At 61.5% G+C, this 13809-nt stretch carries 16 protein-coding genes; 11 read left to right on the forward strand and 5 right to left on the reverse strand.

Annotated features, from left to right (window positions below):
• Nucleotides 1-40 precede the first annotated feature (40 nt).
• Entirely contained in the window at nt 41-823 is a 783-nt protein-coding gene (locus OCK01_RS07875) for an SOS response-associated peptidase (RefSeq protein WP_263823273.1), read from the reverse strand.
• 67 nt (nt 824-890) lie between these two features.
• Here OCK01_RS07875 and OCK01_RS07880 point away from each other — a divergent pair, with 67 nt between their 5' ends.
• The 9 genes from OCK01_RS07880 (at nt 891) to OCK01_RS07920 (ending at nt 6692) form a co-directional block, all read left to right on the forward strand.
• On the forward strand, nt 891-1298 hold the full coding sequence (locus OCK01_RS07880) for an NUDIX hydrolase (protein ID WP_263823542.1): 408 nt from the start codon (nt 891-893) through the stop codon (nt 1296-1298).
• A gap of 35 nt (nt 1299-1333) precedes the next feature.
• Nucleotides 1334-1747, forward strand: coding sequence for a TIGR02301 family protein (locus OCK01_RS07885; protein ID WP_263823274.1), 414 nt, complete (start codon nt 1334-1336; stop codon nt 1745-1747).
• 104 nt (nt 1748-1851) lie between these two features.
• Nucleotides 1852-2109 (forward strand): hypothetical protein, encoded by a 258-nt coding sequence (locus OCK01_RS07890; protein ID WP_182826749.1) that lies wholly within the window; start codon nt 1852-1854, stop codon nt 2107-2109.
• Nucleotides 2110-2119: 10 nt separating this feature from the next.
• Nucleotides 2120-2854, forward strand: a complete 735-nt coding sequence (locus OCK01_RS07895) for a hypothetical protein (protein ID WP_263823275.1) — start codon at nt 2120-2122, stop codon at nt 2852-2854.
• Between the two features lie 71 nt (nt 2855-2925).
• Entirely contained in the window at nt 2926-3765 is an 840-nt protein-coding gene (locus OCK01_RS07900) for a YgfZ/GcvT domain-containing protein (RefSeq protein WP_263823276.1), read from the forward strand.
• Entirely contained in the window at nt 3762-4373 is a 612-nt protein-coding gene (locus OCK01_RS07905; protein WP_263823277.1) for an HD domain-containing protein, read from the forward strand. The genes OCK01_RS07900 and OCK01_RS07905 overlap by 4 nt, the downstream gene beginning before the upstream one ends.
• Complete coding sequence (locus OCK01_RS07910; protein ID WP_263823278.1) at nt 4373-4894, forward strand: tyrosine phosphatase family protein; 522 nt, start codon at nt 4373-4375, stop codon at nt 4892-4894. The genes OCK01_RS07905 and OCK01_RS07910 overlap by 1 nt, the downstream gene beginning before the upstream one ends.
• A gap of 53 nt (nt 4895-4947) precedes the next feature.
• Nucleotides 4948-6000 (forward strand): GSCFA domain-containing protein, encoded by a 1053-nt coding sequence (locus tag OCK01_RS07915; protein ID WP_263823279.1) that lies wholly within the window; start codon nt 4948-4950, stop codon nt 5998-6000.
• Nucleotides 5997-6692 (forward strand): hypothetical protein, encoded by a 696-nt coding sequence (locus OCK01_RS07920; RefSeq protein WP_263823280.1) that lies wholly within the window; start codon nt 5997-5999, stop codon nt 6690-6692. Before OCK01_RS07915 ends, OCK01_RS07920 begins: the two co-directional genes overlap by 4 nt.
• Nucleotides 6693-6806: 114 nt before the next feature.
• Here the strand turns inward: OCK01_RS07920 and OCK01_RS07925 are convergent, their stop codons facing one another.
• Both OCK01_RS07925 and OCK01_RS07930 read right to left on the reverse strand, forming a co-directional pair.
• Nucleotides 6807-7292 carry a hypothetical protein gene (locus tag OCK01_RS07925; RefSeq protein ID WP_263823281.1) on the reverse strand — a complete coding sequence of 162 codons (486 nt, stop codon included), beginning with the start codon at nt 7290-7292 and terminating at the stop codon, nt 6807-6809.
• Between the two features lie 199 nt (nt 7293-7491).
• A complete protein-coding gene (locus tag OCK01_RS07930) occupies nt 7492-8457 on the reverse strand; it encodes a flagellin (protein ID WP_263823282.1) in 966 nt (321 codons plus the stop codon).
• A 208-nt stretch (nt 8458-8665) separates the two neighbouring features.
• Here OCK01_RS07930 and OCK01_RS07935 point away from each other — a divergent pair, with 208 nt between their 5' ends.
• Nucleotides 8666-10972: a Tex family protein gene (locus OCK01_RS07935; RefSeq protein WP_263823283.1), complete on the forward strand. Its 2307-nt coding sequence runs from the start codon at nt 8666-8668 to the stop codon at nt 10970-10972.
• A gap of 178 nt (nt 10973-11150) precedes the next feature.
• Nucleotides 11151-12059, forward strand: coding sequence for a PhnA-like protein (locus OCK01_RS07940; RefSeq protein WP_263823284.1), 909 nt, complete (start codon nt 11151-11153; stop codon nt 12057-12059).
• Between the two features lie 67 nt (nt 12060-12126).
• Here OCK01_RS07940 and OCK01_RS07945 read toward each other — a convergent pair whose 3' ends face one another.
• Nucleotides 12127-13125, reverse strand: a complete 999-nt coding sequence (locus tag OCK01_RS07945; protein WP_263823285.1) for a glutathione S-transferase family protein — start codon at nt 13123-13125, stop codon at nt 12127-12129.
• A gap of 413 nt (nt 13126-13538) precedes the next feature.
• Nucleotides 13539-13793 carry a hypothetical protein gene (locus OCK01_RS07950; RefSeq protein ID WP_263823286.1) on the reverse strand — a complete coding sequence of 85 codons (255 nt, stop codon included), beginning with the start codon at nt 13791-13793 and terminating at the stop codon, nt 13539-13541.
• Between the last annotated feature and the right edge of the window lie 16 nt (nt 13794-13809).

Genomic DNA, 13809 nt, shown 5'->3' on the forward strand with positions numbered 1-13809 from the left:
GGCTCAATCTACCACTCGGGCCCGAAGGCGACAACCGCACTCAGAACAAGCTCATCTGCCCGCCGCCGCCATCCGCCTTGGGTTTGGCGGCTTTCGGCTTAGGTTTTTCCACGACGACAGAGGGATCGGCGGGCGTCTGAACCTCGGGCCCGACATTGGCGACCTTGTTGACCAGATCGGAGACCGGGATCGCCTCGAACAGATCCTCGGGCGGCGAGCGAAGGAGCTCAGTGACATGGCGCGGCTCTTGGGTCTTGCAATCGAGCCAGCGGTCGAAATCCTCGGGCGCGATCACCACCGGCATGCGATTATGGATCGGCGCGAAGGCGGGATTGGCGGCGGCCGTCAGGATCGCGCCGGTGTCGACTTCGGAGCCGTCGGCCGAGGCCCAGGTCTCCATCAGCCCGGCGAATGCGACGATGCGGCCATGACGCGGCCGCACCCAATAGGCCTGGCTTTTCTCGCCGCTCTCCTTGGGCGGGCGGCGCCATTCGTAGAAGCCCGAGGCGGGTATGAGAATACGGCGATGGCGCATGGCGGCGCGGAAGGAGGCCTTTTCCGCCGCCGTCTCGGCGCGCGCATTGACGAGCAGCGGAAAGTCGCGCGGATCCTTGACCCATCCCGGCGTCAGGCCCCAGCGGATGAGCATTGCGCGTCGCTCGGGAAGGTTCGAGCCCGGCGCACCCTGCTCGCCGGCGATGACCGCGAGAATCGGCTGGGTCGGCGCGATATTGTAGCGCGCAGGGAAATCCTCCAGCTCCAGCAGCGCCAGGAATTCGCGCACCTCTTCGGGCGTCGCCGTCAGTGAAAATCGTCCGCACATGGGAAATCATTTGGCATCGCGCCCCCATCAGGTCAATGTCGCGGCGATCGATAAAACAGGCGTGCCGATGAAGACAGAACTCGCCTCCTCCGCCATCCTGATCCGCAATGGCCGCATGCTGCTGATCCGCCGCAAGAATCCGCCCTCGCTCGACATGTTCGCCTTTCCCGGCGGACGCGCCGAGCCGGGCGAATCGCCGGATCAGACAGCGCTCAGGGAATTCGAGGAGGAGACGGGCATCGCCGCGCGCGATCCCACGCTGTTTGCGACCTACGACCTTCATTCGGAGAACCCCGGGAGGCATTTTCATCTGAGCGTATTTCTCGTCCAGGCCGATGCGGAGGCCATAGCCGAAGCGCGTGACGACGCAGCCGACGCCGGCTGGTTCACCCCCGACGAAATCAAGGCTATGAACTGCCCCGCCTCCGTCCTCGACTGCGTCGACAGGTTGGAACGGAGCCTCGGACTCGGGTGATTTGCGAGCCGGCGCCTCTTTTGCTAGGAAAGGCCATGTCGATTTTTCGCTTTATCCTCATCTGCGCGCTCGCCGTTGCGCCGTCGGTCGCCTGGCCCGCCGGAGAGACGGATCAGACCGCCCCGCCCCCGCAGCCCGTTGAAAAGCCCGCGCCCTATGACGTCAAGTTGCAGCGTTTCGCGGAAATCCTTGGGTCTGTGCATTATCTGCGCAATCTTTGCGCCGAGCATGATCCCTCCTGGCGCCAGGCGATGGCTGCGCTGCTCGACGATGAAACCAAGGGCGAGCCGAAACGGGCGGCGCAATTGACGGCGGCCTTCAATCGCGGCTACCGTTCCTTTGCCGCCACCTATGCCAGATGCACGCCGCAAGCGGTGGAGGCCGAAAGCCGCTACCGTGCCGAAGGGGCAACACTCGCAGCAGAAATTACCGCCCGCTTCGGAAATTAAGCATAAGTTAACCTCTTTTCATTGCGCCCGATGCCGTTTTGGGAAAACCTTGCTATGAGTTTTAACGGATCGGTAATGACGACCGCCGTCAGGGAAGTATGAGTATGGAAGCCACCGCCAAAGACCTCGACGACATGATCGTCCATGAAAAGATGCAGGCCGCCTGGGAAAGCCAGGGGGAAGCATGGGCCGAGGGCCGCGCGGACGGTATCGAGCCGGAGATCATCGCGGAGGCGGCGATCGCATTCGCCATGCAGGAGACGATCAGGCTGCATGGCGAAGAAGGCGCCGAAGCCTTGCTCGAATCACTGAAGGAGCGCATCGCTTCGGGAGAGTTTTCGCCGAACCGCACGATTCAGTAAGGATGTCGCGATGCCTGAGCCGGGATTGCTTCCACTGCTCCGCTATACCGCCGTCGTTCTTTTGGGTTGCGTCGCCTTTGCGGCCTCGACATCGGCGCCCGTCTTCGCGCTGACCGCCCGTCCGGATCAGCTGGCGCTGCAGGATCAGCCGTCGACGGACGCGCCGGCGGAAAACGCCGGCGATACGATCAAGCCCGGCCTACCGATGCCCGACGGCCTGATCGACAAGAACGCCGTGCGCCCGCAGGCCGCCGACGACAAGGACGACGTTTCCCCGCCGGTCGAAATGATTCTGGACGCCAAGCTGCTGCCTCAGCAAGTCCAGCGCATGCGGGTGGCGCTGGTGGAAGCCGCCGCCAGCGGCGACATCGAACGATTGCGGCCGCTTCTGACGCTTGGGGAAGAAGGGACGCAAGTCGCCGTCGGCGACAGCCCGGAGGATCCGATCGTGGCGCTCAAGAGCGTATCGGGCGATCCTGACGGACGAGAAATCCTGGCGATCATTCTAGACATACTCTCGACGGGCGCTGCGCTGGTCGACAAGGGCACGCCGGATGCGCAGTATGTCTGGCCCTATTTCGCCGAAAAATCGCTCGACAAACTGTCGCCGCCGGAACAGGTCGAATTGTACCGGATCGTGACGGCGTCGGATGTGGCCGACATGAAGGAATTCGGCGGCTATAATTTCTATCGCATCGGCATCACGCCCGAAGGCAAATGGAAGTTCTTCGTGGCGGGCGACTGAGCGCGTCTCAGGATCTTGCCTCCGACCACGCTTGCGACTACCTCAGCGTGATCAGAAGGGACTCATCCGCCATGCCAGCCGTTTCATTGCCCGATCGCGCCTTCATCTCGGTCACCGGCGACGACGCCGAAGATTTCCTGCAGAGCATCGTCACCACGGATATCAAGGCTTTGCCCGAGGGCGAATGCCGGCCGGGAGCGCTGTTGACCCCGCAGGGCAAGATCCTGTTCGATTTCCTGGTCAGCCGCACAGAGCGCGGCTTGCTGCTCGAAACATCCGCCGAACAGGCTGATCCTTTCGCCAAGCGGCTGATCCTCTACAGGCTGCGCGCCAAGGCGCAATTCACGCGCCTGCCGGAAAGCCATGCGCTGATCTCGTGGGATCCGGCGGGCGACGGCGCGAAAGATCATCGCTTCGCCAAAGCCGGGCTCATATTGACGCGCCGTCCCGACGACGCGCCTGCCGCGGATGCGACGGACGACTATCACGCCCTTCGGCTGTCGCTCGGCGTCACCGGCGGCGCAGAAGACAGAGAGGTCGGCGACTATTTCCCGCATGACCTGATGCTGGACAAGAACGACGGCCTGTCCTTCAAGAAGGGATGCTATGTCGGCCAGGAGGTGGTGTCGCGCATCCAGCATCGGTCGACGGCGCGACGACGTGTGGTGATCGTGACGGGGCGGTCGTCGCTCGGCGAAATCGGCGCGTCTTTGACAATCGGCGAGCGCGATGTCGGAACGCTGATCGCCGTCTCCGGCGCGCAGGGTCTCGCGGTGGCTCGGATCGACAAAGTCGGCGCAGCGCTGGCGTCGCAGCAGCAGCCGACAGTGGGCGGACAGGCAGTCGCCGTGTCCCTGCCTGACTGGAGCGGACTGGACTGGCCCGCCGAGGCCGAAGACGTCCAGTCATGATCGAGGCGCTTTCTCCTTCGCAACGCGCCTGGCAGCGGATGCTGTCGGGCCGCAGGCTCGACCTGCTCGACCCCTCGCCGCTCGATGTCGAAATCGTCGACATCGCCCATGGCCTGGCGCGCGTCGCCCGCTGGAACGGCCAGACGCATGGCGACCACGCCTTTTCCGTAGCGCAGCACAGCCTCATGGTGGAGGTCATCTACCGGCATGCGCATCCCGACGCCAAGCCGGCCGAACTGCTGATGGTTCTGCTGCACGATGCGCCGGAATATGTGATCGGCGACATGATTTCCCCCTTCAAGGCCGTGGTGGGGGGCGGCTACAAGTCGGTGGAAAAGCGGCTGGAAGCGGCGATTCACATTCGTTTCGGCCTGCCTCCGCATCCCTCCGCCACGTTGAAAGCCGAGATCAAGAAAGCGGACAAAGTATCGGCCTATTTCGAGGCAACGCAACTCGCTGGCTTCACGGCGGCGGAGGCGCGAAAATTCTTCGGCCAGCCCCGCGGCCTCACCGCCGACATGCTGCCGATCGATCCCCTGCCCGCCTTCGAGGCGCAAGCCGCCTTCATCGCGCGCTTCGCCGAAATCGATTCGTCGAGGAACGGATAATGCCCACCATCATCGTCTCTCCGCTCAAGACGATCGCCGAAATGGCCGCACGGCATCAGGCGACGGAAATGATCAGCCTGATCGCGGAAAAACAGGATTTTCACCGTCCGGGCATCGTGCAGGCGTCTCGCCATTTGAAGCTTGCGATGAACGACATCGCCTTCGCCGGCAAAGACGGGCTGATCGCGCCGCAAGAAAGCCATGTCGAGGCGATCATCGACTTCGCGCGGGGATGGGAACAGTCTGCGCCGTTGCTCGTTCATTGCTGGATGGGCGTGTCGCGCTCGCCCGCGGCCGCCCTGATCGCGGCGTTGGCCGTTTCGCCCAGCCTGGACGACGACGCGCTGGCCCGGCAACTCAGGAACGCTTCGCCACAGGCGACGCCGAACACGCGATTGATCGAGATCGGCGATTTGGTGCTCGGACGCCGAGGTCGACTAGTTTCGGCGGTGAAAGCGATCGGGCGCGGCGCCGATTATGTCGGCGATGCGCCGTTCTCCTTACTGTGGGAGCACAATTGAATTGTAAACTTTTTTGCAGTAGACGAGCAGAGAATTACTGGTGAGTGTTGGTTATGCATCCCTATAAAAGCCTTCCGGACAAAGCGTTTTGGCGACCCTCCGTTGCTGAATTGAATGCTTTTGAGGTCAATAATCTTTGGTCTCCTAAATTTAAGATCAAGCCGGACAGCAAAGTCGCCACTTATGGCTCCTGCTTTGCTCAGCATATCGGCAACGCCCTGCAAGATAGGGGCTTCAACTGGTTCATCACCGAACAACCTATTGTCGGCTTGCCCCCGGAATTCACAAAGAAATACAACTACAATATTTTCACGTCGAGGACCGGCAATATTTACACGACGTCAATCCTGAAACAGTGGGTTTCATGGGCGAGTGGGGAAGCGACTCCGCCGGACGAATATTGGGAAGCAAACGGACGGATATTCGATCCATTCAGGCCGACGGTGGAGCCCGAAGGTTTCGAGTCGATCGAAGAAATGCGCATGGCGCGCGAGGAAACAATCAAGCGGTTCAAACAATCGATCGTCGAGTCCGACTTCTTCGTTTTCACGCTGGGCTTGACTGAAAGCTGGGTGAATATCGAAGGCGGATATGAATATCCGCTCTGCCCGGGCACCGTACAGGGCGAGTTCGACCCGGCGAAACATGTGTTCGTCAACCAGGATTTCCCCACGGTTCGCAACAATCTGCAAAATGCGATCCTGGCGATGAGATCGTTGAATCCGCGGTTGCGCTTCATCCTTACCGTGTCGCCAGTGCCGCTGACAGCGACAGCGTCCGGCGAGCACGTCGTGCTGGCGACCATGTATTCCAAGTCGGTGCTGCGAGCAGTTGCCGGCCTGATGGAGCAAACGCGCAGGTTTATCGACTATTTCCCGTCGTATGAAATCATCAACAGCCCGGTGTTCAAGGGCGCGTTCTTCGAACCCAATATGCGCAGCGTCAGCGCCTATGGCGTTCGTTTCGTCATGGACACGTTCTTCCAGTCGTTGAAGGAAAAATATGGCGACTTGATCGTCGAAGACGTCGACGCAAAAGCGGCGCAAGCATCTGCGGACGTCGTGTGCGAGGAAGAACTCCTGGGCGCGTTCGGAGGCGGACAATGAAGATCGCGATCATCGGCAACAGTCACATTGCCGCGCTCAAACTGGCGTGGACGGAAATCGCGGCCGACTATCCGCAGCACCAGATCGTTTTCTTCGGTCATCGCGGCAACAAGATCGCGAATCTGATCGAAAAAGATGCGCGGATCGTCGGAAAAGACCCGGGCCTCCGCAAGGCGATGAAATTCACGTCCGGCGGACTGGGATCGATCGATCCGAACGAATACGATGTTTTCCTCGTGCACGGTGTCGGCGTGGAGGCGTTCTTCCTCCCCGAGGGTCAATTTTTCACCAAGAAATTTCTTTTCGACGCTGCGAATTTGATCGGGAAAAAGGCGCCTGCCGTGAAAATCGTCAGCCTCATTCGATCGCTTTCGACAAAACCCATCTTTATCGGGCATATGCCGCTTCCCGTCGCGGCGGACATGACGGACGATCAGAGCACGGTTCCCTTCGTCAACGGCATGGCGCTGCTCGAGCAGGTGATATATTCTACGTTCGACGCCAAACTGGCGCTTCAGCCGCTTGAAACAATCGTCAACGGCGTAAACACAGAACGCCGCTACAAGCAGAATTCGACCAGCCTCGCGATCGGCGACAATTGGGACAACACGCAACATCGCGAGACAGATCGTCGTCATATGAACGTAGATTTTGGAAAGCTCTGGCTCACTCAATTCTTCCGCCAAATATGACGCGACGCGCCGCCGTCAATCGCATCATATGCAGGACGTTTGCATGGTTTTACGCGAAAGCGGCACTGAACTCAGGCTAAGCATGAGATCAGGCTTTTCGTCATGGCCAATGCGTCATGCAGGCACGGCCTCGACGGCCACGATGGGGAGCAACCTCGGCCCGTTGGCCAGCAATTGCTGCACGATCCTCCCATGATCCAGCAGCATCAGGCGGATTTCGCGTTCGATCATCCGCACGGCGAGTTCGGGACCGATCACGGCGTTGTCGTTGATCTCCTCGAAGCGTAGTTGCGAGACGCTGACCAGACGCAGGTGTTCGTCCGGCAGCCGCTCGATCCGTTTCAGAAGCGCGAGACGCAGGAAGTCGTGGATGAACTTGTCGCCGTAGGCGGTGTCGCCTTTAAGCATGCCGTAGCAATAATAATCCCAAGCGCTGATCTGTCGTTCACCGGCATGGATCGTCATGCGAGAGAAACGCTTGCGGCCCATTTTGATCACCTTGCCGGCAATGGTCTTGACCGAATGCTGGGCGAAATCGTCCACAAGGCCTTTGTAGACGCAGGCGGCGAATTCCACATCCTTCAATAGGAAGGTCGACAAGTGATCACTCCTTTCGCCACGCCCGTCATGATTCGCTCGTTCGAGCTTGATGAATTTATGACAACTGGCGGTGTTCGTTGACAATCCTCGATCAATCCTGCGCCAGGCCTGTGCACTGGCCTCAAATCTCATTTTGTTTCGGCCGCGGCGGGACAGCGGTCCTTCAAGCCAACGGCTACCAGAACCCTCATGCGTCCCGTCAGCTGTACAGGCGAAGAATGTTCTGTGGTTGCTCGTTGGCGATCGACAGAGCGGACTGCCCCAGTTGCTGCCGCGTCTGCAGCGCGCTCAGCCGCGCCGAGACTGCATTCATATCCGCGTCGACCAGTTTGCCGACGCCGCGGTCCATCGCCTGGCCGAGATCGGCGTTGAATTCCGTCTGCAGATCGATTCGCTGTTGAAGCGCGCCCAGCGTCGCGGCGCGGCCGATCATCTTTTTGGTCATCGCGTCGACGACCGAAATCATATCGTCAATGTCGGCGTCGTCCGTCGCATTGGATATCTCGATTTCGGCATGGCCCGCGCTGTTGACGCCGTTGAACAACACCCAATCCGTCGCGAGGCCCAGGCTGTCGGCGAATGCCGAATTGGTGACGATGCCACTCTCGCCCGTGACGTCGTCGACGATGTAGAACACCTGTTCCGTATCGGGCGCAGACGTCATGTCGTAGTCGATGGTGTTGACCGAAAGACCCGTATTCAGGCTGCGGGTCAGCGATGCGATCACCTCTTGCGGCTCGTCTTGCCCCGCTTGGGTCATGTGCAGCCAGTTTTCGCCGGCGAAGGAGGATGCTTCCGCGATGCTGCGAATCTGGGCGCGCAATTCGGACAGTTCCGCATTCACCTTGTCGCGATCGACGCCCGGTTCTCGCGCTGCGACGAGCTTCTGTTTGATGACGTCCATCACCTCTATGGCCTGCGCAAACCCCACGGACGCCGTATCGATCACCGCCGAACCGAAACCCAGTCCCTCCTGCACAGCCGTCAAGGCGCGGTTGTCCGACTTGATCGTGGTGGCGATCGACCAGTATGCGGCATTGTCGGACGACGTCGAGATTCTCAAACCGCCGCTGGTTTGCGACTGCGCTCGCGCCAGGTCGACATCATTGGTTCTCAGCGCCCGCTGCGCGCCGATGGCGACAGTATTCGTATGTAAGCTATACATGTTTTACTCAAATAATGGCGACGAAATACATTATGCTCGTAGTAAATTTTTATCGTGAATACCGTCTTAACGGTGGATTGCGATTAATCATATCCATTGGCCGATTGCGCCGCAAAATGCGTGAATTGTGGGAATTTTGCCCCGACGCTTCCATTTTGCCCGTTCATGACTATGGTCCGCCCATCCCAAATAAGGACGAGAACACGCCATGCCCGCAGACATGAACCGCCTAGCCGCCACGATCGCTTCCGAGATCAACGCAAGGCCGCAACAGGTGCAGGCAGCCGTGGGTCTGATCGACGAAGGGTCGACCATTCCCTTCATCGCCCGCTATCGCAAGGAAGTGACGGGCGGGCTGGACGATACCCAGCTCCGCACGCTTTCCGAACGGCTGGTCTATCTGAGGGAAATGGAGGCCCGACGCGACACGATCCTCGACTCCATCCAAACCCAGGGCAAGATGACGGACGAACTCCGGCTCAAGATCCTGCAGGCGGACACCAAGGCGGTGCTCGAGGACATCTATCTTCCCTACAAGCCCAAGCGCCGCACCCGCGCCCAGATCGCCCGGGAGCGCGGCCTCGGCGCATTGGCGGAAGCGATCCTCGCCGATCGCGCGGCGACGCCCGCCAAGCTTGCCGAAGCCTTCGTCAAGGACGAGGTGACGGATGTGAAATTGGCGCTCGAAGGCGCGCGAGACATCATCGCCGAAGACCTGTCGGAAAACGCCGAACTCATCGGCCGGCTCAGGGGCCATATGCAGGCCCGCGCCGTGCTGGTGTCCAAAGTCGCCGACGCCAAGAAGGATAATGCGGAAAAATTCTCCGACTATTTCGACCACAAGGAACCCTGGGCCAAGGCGCCCAGCCATCGCGTGCTCGCCATGCTGCGCGGCTGGAATGAGGAAGTCTTGTCCGTGACGCTCGAGGTCGACGCCGACGATCTCTCGCCGATCAAGCCGGCTGAAGCGATCGTGGCGGCGGCGCTCGACACGCGCGGCAGCGGCCCAGGCGACCAATGGCTTCGCGACGCCGCGGGCTGGACCTGGCGCGTGAAGCTCTTCTCCTCGCTGTCGCTCGAACTCATCCGGGACATGCGCGAGCGCGCCGAGGAAGAGGCCATCCACGTCTTCGCCCGCAATCTCAAGGATTTGCTGCTGGCTGCGCCCGCAGGCATGCGCCGCGCCATCGGGCTCGATCCGGGCATCCGCACCGGCGTGAAGGTGGCGGTGGTCGACGAGACGGGCAAGCTGCTCGACACATCCACCGTCTACCCGTTCCAGCCACGCAACGACCTGATGGGCGCGCAGACCGAGATCGCCAGCCTAATCCGCAAGCACAAGGTCGACCTCATCGCCATCGGCAACGGAACGGCAAGTCGCGAGACCGAAAAGCTGGTGGCCGACCTGCTGGGAAAATTGCCGGCGCCCAAGCCGACCAAGGTGATCGTTTCGGAGGCCGGCGCGTCGGTCTATTCGGCGTCGGAACTGGCGGCAAAGGAATTTCCGCAGCTCGACGTGTCGCTGCGCGGCGCGGTCTCCATCGCGCGGCGCCTGCAGGATCCGCTCGCGGAGCTGGTCAAGATCGAGCCGAAATCGATCGGCGTCGGCCAGTACCAGCATGACGTCGACCAGGGCAAGCTCGGTCGATCGCTGGACGGCGTCGTCGAAGACGCGGTGAACGCCGTGGGCGTCGATCTCAACACCGCATCGGCCCCTCTGCTCTCGCGTGTATCCGGCCTGAACCAGACGCTTGCGACGCTGATCGTCGCCCATCGCGACGAGAACGGCGCGTTCAAAAGCCGTAAGGAGTTGATGAAGGTGCCGCGGCTCGGCGCCCGCACGTTCGAGCAATGCGCGGGCTTTCTCCGCATCGCCAACGGCAAGGAGCCGCTCGACGCCTCCTCCGTGCACCCGGAAGCCTATGACGTCGCCCGCAGGATCGTCGCCGCCTGCGGCCGTGATCTGCGCAGCATCATGGGCGACAGCGCAACGCTGAAAAAGCTCGATCCGCGCCAGTTCATCGACGACAAATTCGGCCTTCCCACCGTCAAGGACATCATCGCCGAACTGGAAAAGCCGGGTCGCGACCCGCGCCCGGAATTCAAGACCGCGACATTCGCCGACGGTATCGAGGAAATCAGCGATCTCCGGCCGGGCATGATGCTGGAAGGCACGGTCACCAATGTCGCCGCCTTCGGCGCCTTCGTCGATATCGGCGTGCACCAGGACGGGCTGGTGCATGTGTCCGAACTCGCCGACCGTTTCATCAAGGATCCGCATGAGGTCGTAAAAGCCGGCGACATTGTCAAGGTGCGGGTGGTGGAGGTCGACGCCAAACGCAAACGCATCGCACTGTCGATGAAGAAAGAGGCGAGCGGCCCGCGCGAACCGCGCGAAGACCGTAATCGCGGCGGTTCGGCCGGCGCCAATTACCGGCAGGCTGCGCCGAAGCAGCCGCAGCCGAGCCAGGGCGCCTTCGGCGCTGCGTTGATGGAAGCGATGAAGAGAAAATGATGCCGGAGCGGGCGGCGGCCGCGCCGCCCACCCCGGAAAGTTGCCGGCCGCGCGCACCTACACGGGGCCGTAAATGTTCCGAATAATTGGCGAATCGTCGTCCTCGCTGCGGAACGATCAGCCGACGTCGTGCGTTTCCTCGCCGTCCATTAGCGGACACTTAAGAGGAGATTTTTCCATGGCGGACACGATGACCCTGCACACATATAGGGACGGAGACGGCATTGTCGCCGCTCAGCCCGCAATCAACAAGGTTTCCTGGGGCGCGGTTTTCGCAGGCGTGGCGATTGCCCTGACCGTGCAGTTGCTGATCAATCTCCTGGGAGCCGGCGTCGGGGCGGCGATCATCGACCCCGCGACGACGGACAATCCCGGCGCCGGCGCATTCTCGACCGGCGCGGCCGTCTGGTTTGTCGCCAGCGGCCTGATCGCCTCCTTCCTCGGCGGTTATGTCGCAAGCCGCATGTCCGGACGCTCGCTCCGCTCGATCGGAGGCCTGCATGCCTTGACGAGCTGGGCCGTGACGACGCTGGTGATCGTCTATCTGCTGACGACCTCGGTCGGCGCCTTGATCGGCGGCGCCTTCACCGGGCTGAGCTCGATCGTGTCGGGCGCCGGCTCCACCGTGTCGGCGGCGGCAGGGGCCGCGGCTCCGGCAGCGCTCGATACGATCGCCAATCCGATGGCCGCGATCGAGCAGCGCATCCGCGAGGCGAGCGGCGGCAACGATCCCGCAGCGCTACGCGACATGGCGGTGACCTCCATGCAGGCGCTGTTGACGGGTGATCAGGCCAAGGCCGCGGAAGCCCGCGAACAGGCGGCGAATGCCTTGGCCCGCGCCCAGAACATCCCGGTCGAACAGGCCCGCCAGCAGGTGCAGACCTATGAAACCCAGTACCGGGACGCCATGGCGGCCGCCAAGCAACAGGCCGCGGACGCAGCCCAGACGGCGACCAAGGCGATTTCGGCCGGAGCGGTGCTCTCGGTGATCGCGCTCGCCCTCGGCGCCCTCGCCAGCTGGTTTGGCGGGTTCATCGGCGCCGGCGCCAATCGTCGGCTGGAAAACGACATGGTCGTGGTTCGCTGAGAAACCTGTCCTGATGAGGGAGGCCGCGCTCGTCGCGGCCTTTCTCTTTATATGGAAGATATGCAGATCAGCGCCGCCAGACGCCTTTGCCGGAAAGCCTGACGCGGTCATGCAGTCGGGTAAAGTCAATCAGCGGGCCCTTCGGCACTATCCGCGTCGGATTGACGTGGGCGATGGAATAATAGCCAGCCTTGATGTCCGTTATCGACACGGTCTCGGCAATGCCGTCCCATTGATAGAGTTCGCGGGCATAGGCGGCGAGGTTGGGATAGTCCTCGATCCGGCGCAGATTGCACTTGAACGCGCCGACATAGGCGACATCAAAACGGATCAGCGTCACGAACAGCCGAATGTCGGCCTCGGTCATAAACTCTCCGGCCACGTAACGATGTTCGCCGAGATGCGCTTCCAGACTGTCCAGCGTCTCGAACAGCGCCGTGACGGCGGCGTCGTAGGCGCTCTGCGTCTTGGCGAATCCCGCCTTGTAGACGCCGTTGTTGACGGTGTCGTAGATGAGCGCGTTCCAGCGGTCGATCTCGGCCCTGAGCGGTTCCGGATAGAAATCGAGGCGATTGCCGGTCAGCCCGTCGAATGCGGTGTTCAGCATGCGGATGATGTCGGCGGATTCGTTGTTGACGATCCGGCCTTCCTTGCGGTCCCAGAGCGCCGGCACCGAGACCTTGCCGGAATAATGGGGATCGGAAAGTGTATACAGCTGGTGCTGATAGGAGATAGCGGGGCTGCCCTCGCCCGTATCCTGCGGTTCGGGATATTCCCAGCCATTGTCGGTCATCGCGCCTGCGGCGATCGAGACCGGCATCAGTTGCCCGAGACCTTTGAGATTGCGCATCATGAAGGTGCGCGACGCCCAGGGGCAAAGCCGGGAGATGAACAGCTGAAACCGGCCCGGCTCGGCTTTTACGCCACGCTGCCCTTCCGGCCCCGGTCCGCCATCCGCGGTCAACCAGTCCCGAAATTTGGTCGGTTCGCGATGAAAGACGCCGTTTTTCATCTCGTTGGCGGCGACGTCGTCATTGACCCATTTTCCGTCGATCAGCTGCGGCATGTTCCAATCCTCGCATCGGCGCACGGCGCCGTTGATGATACCAGCCTGCAATGGACGCAAATGCACCGGCGGACAAGCCGGCGGACGGTTGACGCTTCGTTGCGAAAAGTGAGGCTTATGGGGTATCGGGAGGGTAGAGCTGGGCGGCGTGGAGGAGGCTCTCGATCCTGCAAACGCCACTTTCCACCGTGTAAACGGCGATGAAGGGTCAAACCGTTATGACCAATTCGCGTGTACCGATGAACCGGCCTGATCGTCCGGCAAAGGGATATGAGACTGATATTCGGAGCCGAGTGGTTATCCGCTTCAGAGCACAGCGAACCGCAACCGGATTGTCGATGGCAAGATAGTCTAGGAGGACGAGCGCATGATTCTTCGCTCGTGTCGGTCATTCAATCCGCAGGCCTGCGCGCCTAAGCAATGGGCTCTTCGAGTCGAGCTTCCATCATCGCCTCGGCGTCTTCCTGGGTATAGAAGACCGCAGCCGGGTTACGGGCCTCATCCAGCCTCTCCTGCACCTTGCGCCGGAACCAGGCGTCATACTCCGCCTGTACCTCGGCCGTCAGCGCCTTCTTCGCCCCCCAGATAGCCTCGCCCCGGACCTCGTCGTTTCCGTCGACGGCGAGAGGCGAGTGCGGATCTTGGTTGAAACCATCGGGATCACGCATTGGCGCTTCCTGTCAG

This window comes from Rhizobium sp. TRM95796 (assembly GCF_025779995.1).
Lineage (GTDB): Bacteria > Pseudomonadota > Alphaproteobacteria > Rhizobiales > Rhizobiaceae > Rhizobium_E.